The organism is Geobacillus sp. ZGt-1, from assembly GCF_001026865.1.
In the GTDB taxonomy this organism is placed as follows: domain Bacteria; phylum Bacillota; class Bacilli; order Bacillales; family Anoxybacillaceae; genus Geobacillus; species Geobacillus thermoleovorans.
In genome coordinates this window covers 146720-154260 of record NZ_LDPD01000026.1, presented here as the reverse complement: position 1 = coordinate 154260, position 7541 = coordinate 146720, and the positions used below count along the sequence as shown (strand labels likewise).

Genomic DNA, 7541 nt, shown 5'->3' with positions numbered 1-7541 from the left:
GTGGAGACGTTTCCGCATCCGGTGTTTGTTGGCGAGCATAGCTGGCGGACGGTCTTTTACCGTGGACCGAACATTCGCCGCTTAGAAAAGTTCGCCGAAGGGCCGGATGGGATGAAAGACATTCGCCTCGTCGAGTTGAAAGATGGCTCGATCGGCGTGTTTACCCGACCGCAAGGGGAAAAAGGCGGCCGCGGGAAAATCGGTTTCACCCGCATTTTCTCGCTCGATGAGTTGACGCCGGACGTGATCGAGGCTGCGCCGATTCTTGATGCCCAATTTACGGATGAAGAATGGGGCGGCGTGAACGAGGCGCATTTGCTTGCAAACGGGCTTGTTGGGGCGCTCGGCCATATCGCTTGCTTTGACGAGCAAGGCAACCGCCATTACTACCCGATGGTGTTCGTGTTGAACCCCGAGACGATGGAGCGTTCGGAGCTGGAATTGCTTGCGCTTCGCTCCCACTTTTTAGACGGGCCGGCGAAACGGCCGGATTTGGCGAACGTTGTCTTCAGCGGCGGGCTCATCCGCAAAGGCGACGGCACCGCCGAGCTGTACGCCGGCGTCGGCGATGCGGAAGCGCAAAAAATTTCGCTCATCGACCCGTTTGCGAAATACGAAGCGCAAGAGCTCGATCGGATGTATGCTTCCGTTTAGCGAAAGGATCGGTGCGACAGACCTTCTCTTGATGAGGAAGGTTGGCGGCCGGTCCTTTTTTGCATTTGGCCGGTTTCTTGCCTTGTGCGAAGGACTTCGGTTTGACATAAACGTGACTTGTTCGGTGACGGTGTATGTGCTCAATGAGGAACGGCTATATGAGCAGGCGGATGTTCAACCTTGTTTGTTTGCATTATCGTGATGAAAGAGGAAATGTTGCTTCCTCACAGCGTTTCTTCAGTTCAAAACTTTGCAACACCGTCGCGTGACCCCTTTCGGCTTCTCCCAAATCGAACAAATCCGTCGTTTTTCAACGGTCTTCGAAAGGACTGCTTAAAAGCGAACAGCGTGGGATTCTTCCCACGCTGTTTCCGTGAAAATGCACGCGTCTTGATGGGGCATTTTCATGCCCAGGTGAAGGGCAAAGGTTGCTCATGGATCTTTTCTGTGTCCAACGGGATCGGGGCGACGTTCATCGCCCGCGTGATGCTCCTTTACGGTTGTTTTTGCCGCTTTTCCCGCTCCTTCATTTTCTCTTCCATCCGCTTCAGCAGCTTTTCCCACGGGTTTTCCGCCGTTTTTTTCTTGCGCTTTCGTTTTTCTTCCGCCATGCTCAAGCGCCTCCTTTCGCTGCGGCCGATAAGGCGAGCAAGTCGCGCAGTTCGTCATCGGACAGTTCGGTGATCCATGCCTCGCCTTCGGTGATGATGTCGGCGAGCGCTTGTTTTTGTTCGAGCATCTCGTCGATTTTTTCTTCGATTGTCCCGACGGTGATCAATTTATGGACGTGGACGAATTTCGTCTGTCCGATGCGGTAGGCGCGGTCGGTCGCCTGGTTTTCCACCGCCGGGTTCCACCAACGGTCGAAATGGATGACGTGGTTGGCAGCTGTTAAGTTGAGCCCGGTGCCGCCTGCTTTGAGCGACAAAAGGAAAATCGGCGCTTTTTTCGCTTGGAACTCATCCACCATCCGGTCGCGCGTTTGTTTTGGGACGCCTCCGTGCAAAAACAACACCGGCTCATCAAACAAGTCGGAAAGCAGCTGTTGGATCATCTCGCCCATTCGCACGTATTGCGTGAAGATGAGGCACGATTCGTCGTTGGCGCGGATTTGCTCGATCAGTTCGATGAGCTTTTCGAGCTTGTGCGACCGTTCAACGAGCTGGCGGGGGCGGCGTTCTTTCAAATACAGCGCCGGATGGTCGCAAATTTGCTTCACACCGTTTAGCATTTGCAAAATCAAGCCGCGCCGCGCAAACGGACTGGCTTCCTTTGCCCGTTCGAGTGTGTCGTTGACGAGCTGCTCGTACAAGGCAGCCTGTTCGGCCGTGAGCGGGCAATATTCTTTTTGTTCAAGCTTATCCGGCAAGTTGAGCGCAACCGCTTCATCCGTTTTCGTCCGCCGCAAGAGAAATGGGCGGATGAGCGCCTGCAGCGCCGCTTTTTTGCGGGCATCTCCTTCTTTTTCAATCGGCCCGGCAAAGCGCCGCTCAAACTCCGCACGGCTGCCGAGATAGCCGGGGTTGAGGAAATGGAAGATGCTCCAAAGTTCGCCGAGACGGTTTTCAACCGGCGTGCCGGATAAGGCGATTTTATGTTTTCCGCTCAAGCGGCGGATGGCGCGCGCTTGTTTTGTTTGCGCGTTTTTAATGTTTTGCGCTTCATCAAGGCAAATCGCATGCCAATGAATCTGTTTTAAATCGTCTTGGTCCAAATGAGCAAGGTTGTAAGACGTAATGACGAGATCGGCCTCGCCTGCCGTTTGCACGAACGCATCGTTTTTCGCCCGGTTCGGTCCATGGTGCACGTAGACGCGCAAGTCTGGGGTGAAGCGGGCGCATTCCTTTTGCCAGTTGCCGATCACGCTTGTCGGGCAGATGAGCAACGCCGGCGTGTCCGGGCGTTCGATTTCTTTGACGTGCGCCAAATAAGCAAGCAGCTGCACCGTTTTGCCTAGCCCCATGTCATCGGCCAAGCAGGCGCCAAAGCCGAATCGGCGCAAAAAGACGAGCCAGTCGACGCCGCGCTGCTGGTACGGGCGGAGCGTGCCGCGAAACGACGGCGGCACATTCGCTTTCGGCAATCCATCCAGCTGCTGGAGCTGGCGGATGAACGCGCGGAACTGATCATGGACGTCAATGTGGATCGGGATCGATTCGTCCGTTGCCTCTTCGCGCTCCTCTGCTTCTGAAAGCAGCGTTTGCGCCACGATATCGTGGATCGGCACGCCTTCTTTTTTCGCCTTTTCCATGAGCGCCTGGGCGCGGCGGACAAGGGCGGGGTCAAGGATGAGCCATTGGCCGCGCAGGCGAATGAGGCGCCGCTTTTGTTCCGCCAAAGCGGCAAACTCCTCTTCCGTCAGCTCAATCCCGTTGGTCGCGACGCGCCAATCGAAATCAGCGAGCCGCTCAAGGCCGAACAGTGATTCGGCGTTGACGGAAGGCGACAGTTTCGCTTTGATCGACAGCTGCGCCTGGCGGATGTCGTGCCACCAGTCGGGAAGCAAGAGGCGTACGCCCGCTTCGGTGAGCTTTAAGCTGTCTTCGGACAAAAAACGCCACGCTTCTTCATTAGACAGTTCCGTCCGCAGACCCTCCCCGGCGTCAAGCCACGGCACGATCGCGCAAATGCGGCGAATGGCGCGCTGGATCGATGATTCATATGGGCGCCAGGCGCGCGGAATATCACGGGCAGAGGCGATGACGCTGTCGTCGATGGCGATGAACACCGCTTCCAGCGTCCATGCGTCGCCGTCCTCAGGCGGCTCGACGAGGCGAAGCCCGACCGTAAACGGCGGCCGGTCGCCGAGCCAGCCGATTTGTTCCAGCCAATCGTCTTCCGTTCCGGTCCATTGGCCGCTGGGGGAGGCGATCAATGGATAAGTGCGAACGATTTCGCCCCAAATGCCGCGAAGTTCCGGGTCGCGTGAGAGCCAGTCGGCGACCGCAAGCGACCGCCATGTGGCGACGAACGGATCGGGATCGTCATCCGCGCCGCGCCAGCGGGTGCGTCCTGCTTCGCTCCATGCGCCGCCTGTGCTTTTCCACAAGGAAGCATCTGGAAGGAAGCGGCGTTCCCCCAACCCATTCCAAATGTGTCTCGCCCACTCTTCCAATCGGGCGGTGAATTCATCCGCCCATTCGATGACGGAAAAGCGCGAGTGCGGACGCAACGCGAACAGAGTGAGCGCTTGCCACGGCGACAGCCGCACGATGTCGTCTTCGATATCAATCATGGTCCCGTAAAAGGTTTCTTCGTGCCAAGCCAATAAAGGCGAAACCCATGATGAGGGATGGGTGGAACCAGAGAGCTCGAAACATCGAATCTCTTCATTCCATCTGCAGGAAATCTGAATCGTCTCCAATGCCTTCATGGAAGCAGTTTTCCTTTCTTTAATTCTTCATGAAACGCGCGCAGGCGCGCCGTTTTGGCGAGCAGCTGTTCAAGATACGCTTCCCATTGATCGAATCGCTTCATCGAGCGGTAATGAGCCCGCATCGTTTTCAAGTGGCGGACCGCCCTTTGGTAGCTTGACCGGTTTTTCTCGTTGAGCAGCTTGATCACGGTCCGATGATATAACGGCATGACAAGATCCGTCCCGCGCGCTTGCAATGTTTTGAGCAGCTGCGGATGCAGCTCATCAGCGGTGATGTTCGCCCATAAGAATAGGTCCACGACTTCCCGGTAGCGTCCTTGCCGATACAAAAAGTTGGTGTACTCGTTGACGCTGTACGGAAGGCTTCGCTGCAAAAAATCTTCCCATGCGTCCGAGCGGTTTCGTTGCCGGGCGTACATTTCAAACCAGTGCGCCGCTTCGTCCAAAAAACGGCTTCGGATGGGAGCGGGTATATGCGAAAGATAAAGCGGCCAATCGTCCTTCGCTTTTTCCCAAACGGATTCAAACCGCTTGACGAGGCCGTTGGTGATGAATCGCCCGATCCATTCAATCAAAAACAAGCCTGCCTGATCGGGGAACGCGCGGTAAAGCGCCATCGCTTCGTCGTCTTCGCCAAGCAAAAAGGAAAGATGAGCCGCCGCCATAGCGGCGCGGATGTCGTCTCGGTCTTTGGCGAGCCGAAGGAGTTCGGCTCGTTCCTCTTGCCGCCATGTGGGCTTGGTGAACAGCGATTCCCACGCGGTTGTGTAAAAGTCATAGCCGAATGATGACAGCCCTCCGTCCAAAAACAGTACATCACGAACATACGGAATCGTCTGTTCAATCAACGCGTTGAGCGACCGCGGCAGCGATTGAGTAGACAATTTTTCCAAGGCGTCAAAGGCGCGGTCGGCGACATAGTTGACGTCCTGCTGCCAGGAAAACTGTCCGTAAGAGGCGAATACGACGTCGTTCCACCCTTGCGCCTCCCCGTACTGCCGAAGCTTTTCCAACAAAAAGAGGGCGGCATGAAGCTCCCGCAACGGACGGGCGCCAGCTTGCTTCCCTTCGTTTTTGCCAAGTTTCGGGAGCAGCTGGAAGGCTAAACGGTACGGCCAGTTTTGGCCGTTTTGATGGCGGGAGAAAAAGTCTTCATACTGTTTCTCGAACTGGCCCCGCCAATCTTCAACCGTTTCATTGGCTGTGATCGAAAGGCCTGCCGTTTTCCCCGCGCGTTTTGGAGCAGGCGTTTTTGGTTCATGGACAGCGGATTCTTTCCACAACGCGCCGATTTGCCCTTTTTTCCAAAGGCGGAACAGCTCGCCAACGTCGAACACGTTGCCGTATATATAAAAGAACAGCGCCAAAACGTGTGGACACAGCCCTTCCGTCCCGCACGGGCAGCGATGGCGGCGGGTGACGTTGGACAAATCAAGCATGACATCATGGGGGGTGATGTCGGAAACGACCCCTTCCACTTCGTGGCTGTTGATCACCATGACGTTATAGACCAACCCGTTTCTTGATAAGTCGCGCCCTTTTTGAATGAGATTGTGGAAAATAGGAAACGGCAATTCTTTCACCAATTCTTCTGCCGCTTGCCGCAAAAGCGGTTTGGAGATCGTGGTCTGCAACATGTCGGTCCGTCCTTTCCGATCCATTCCTTATCATCCTATTATAGCATGTGACAGCGTGTCGAAAAAAGAGGGGCAATGTGACAAAACGCGTCTGTTCTCGAGCCGGCATGAAAGGACATTGCGAGCTTTTGAACGTGTACGCGTTTTGATAGAAAGAAAGCTGGTGATGGTTGAACGTCTATCGATGATGGTATAATAGGAATAGAAAAAGTCCAAATGGAAAAGAAAGCAGGTGCATCGAATATGGCGGAAACGCCGCGGAACGCGTTATGCCCGTGCGGAAGCGGGAAAAAGTACAAGCATTGTTGCGGAAAAAAAGAGGCGGTTTCGATTTCGTCATTGATTGACCGCGAGTTGATCGAATGCATGAATGATATGCGTCAGTTTGTTTTGCAGCGGTATGAGAGGGAGGCGGAAGAGCTTTTAGACCAGTTCCCGCTTGATGAGATGCCGGAGGAACTCGAGCTTGGCGTGCAGATCATGGCGGTGAACTGGATGTTGTTTTGTTGGCCGGTTGATGAAACAGGACAAACGATCTTTTCTGCTTACCGGAAAAGCCGTCATTGGGAGCGGTGGCGCCCGTCCGTTCAGGCGCACATCGAGAGGTGGGAAGGAGCCGTTCCGTCGCTTGGCGAGTTCATCGGCTATGATGACGACAATCGCCCCGTTGTCCGGGATTTGTTGACGGGAGGGGAAAAGATCGTTCATTTATTGGCTTCCCATCAATGGCCGAGCGTGATCGAAACAGGAGATGTGGTGTTCGGCTTCCTTGTGCCGTACCAAGACGTGTTCACGTGTTTCACAGCGGTGTTTCCGCTCCCGGCGTCAGGGAAAGATCGATTGCTTCGGGCGATTCAACAAGAAGGGGAGTGGAGCGGTCAGCCATCGGCTTTATGGATGCGCGATCGGTTCGTCGCTGTGCTTTCCGATGTGCTCTTGGAGTGGCTTTGGCAGTTCGCCAAACAGTTCAAATGGGATGATCCGAAACAAGCGGCCGTCATTCGCGAGCTCGATGAAAACGAGCCGGAGGCGCCAGCGGCGCTGCTCAATCAAGCGTTCGCCATATGGGCGATCTATTGCGGAAAAACATCCCGCCTCCCTTATTCGGTCCCCGTCTACGCGGCGGCGCTCCGCTATGTGGCTGGGCATTTGATGAAGGCGGAAGGATCGGAGGTGGAAGACATCGCCGATCGGTATGACGTGATGCCAGAAGATGTGCGATCGGCGGCGTTGGATTTTTTCCTGATGGCTGTTGATGATGAAGACGACGAGGAATGGCTCGATGACTGGGAGGAAGACTGGTTCGAAGAGGAAGGGGATGAGCTTGATGCGCGCATCAATGAATGGATCGATGACATCGATCTGATGTTGATGCGTGAAGGATGGAACGAGAAGCGAGTCAACCGTCATATTGACCGCGCCATCCGTTCGTGGCGGAATGAAGGCCTGCTCGAGGAAGTGAATGAAAAAGAATTGCGTAAAGAACTCCGCGATGTAGCGTGGGAGATCTTCACCGATCGGGGATTCATCTAGAAGCTGGCAGAAAAACGGGCGCTGCGCGCAAGTCAGCGGCATTTCGTCAGAAAGGAAAGCCGGTTCCACAAGGGCTCTCTCATTCAACCATCATGGAGCTCAACCCAAGCTCTCTATAAGCAGAAACAGGGAATGGAATACGTTCCATTCGTGAAACTCCAAAAAAAGCGGCGGGGAACGATCCGTTTTGACCGAATCCATAATGGATTGGGAAAAATGGCTTTGTGCGCGATTCCGACCGTTTTTAATATCTTGGTCGCCGTTTTGGAAAGGAAAGATTAGAAGGGAGGATTTTGCATGGCAATCGGCCGAAATGACCCGTGCCCGTGCGGAAGCGGGAA

Annotated in this window: 5 protein-coding genes; 2 read left to right on the top strand and 3 right to left on the bottom strand. The window is 54.9% G+C overall.

Annotated elements, in window-relative coordinates:
• A partial coding sequence (locus VU18_RS20705; RefSeq protein ID WP_047758368.1) for a DUF1861 family protein occupies positions 1 to 654 on the top strand: 654 nt, incomplete at its 5' end.
• Between the two features lie 613 nt (positions 655 to 1267).
• Here VU18_RS20705 and VU18_RS14265 read toward each other — a convergent pair.
• Together VU18_RS14265 and VU18_RS14260 are read right to left on the bottom strand one after the other, a co-directional pair.
• Positions 1268 to 4027, bottom strand: a complete 2760-nt coding sequence (locus VU18_RS14265; RefSeq protein WP_033012648.1) for a DEAD/DEAH box helicase — start codon at positions 4025 to 4027, stop codon at positions 1268 to 1270.
• Positions 4024 to 5667: an SWIM zinc finger domain-containing protein gene (locus VU18_RS14260; RefSeq protein WP_033012657.1), complete on the bottom strand. Its 1644-nt coding sequence runs from the start codon at positions 5665 to 5667 to the stop codon at positions 4024 to 4026. The genes VU18_RS14265 and VU18_RS14260 overlap by 4 nt, the downstream gene beginning before the upstream one ends.
• A gap of 216 nt (positions 5668 to 5883) precedes the next feature.
• On the opposite strand from VU18_RS14260, the gene VU18_RS14255 reads away from it, so the two are divergent.
• On the top strand, positions 5884 to 7200 hold the full coding sequence (locus VU18_RS14255; protein ID WP_014195137.1) for an SEC-C domain-containing protein: 1317 nt from the start codon (positions 5884 to 5886) through the stop codon (positions 7198 to 7200).
• A 99-nt stretch (positions 7201 to 7299) separates the two neighbouring features.
• Here VU18_RS14255 and VU18_RS20700 read toward each other — a convergent pair.
• Positions 7300 to 7541 (bottom strand): hypothetical protein (locus VU18_RS20700; protein ID WP_236687415.1); only part of this gene is annotated, 242 nt, incomplete at its 5' end.

Bases quoted from the DNA above. Each gene is read 5' to 3' on its own strand.
- VU18_RS14265 (WP_033012648.1), bottom strand. From the start codon at position 4,027: ATGAAGGCATTGGAGACGATTCAGATTTCCTGCAGATGGAATGAAGAG.
- VU18_RS14260 (WP_033012657.1), bottom strand. From the start codon at position 5,667: ATGTTGCAGACCACGATCTCCAAACCGCTTTTGCGGCAAGCGGCAGAA.
- VU18_RS14255 (WP_014195137.1), top strand. From the start codon at position 5,884: ATGGAAAAGAAAGCAGGTGCATCGAATATGGCGGAAACGCCGCGGAAC.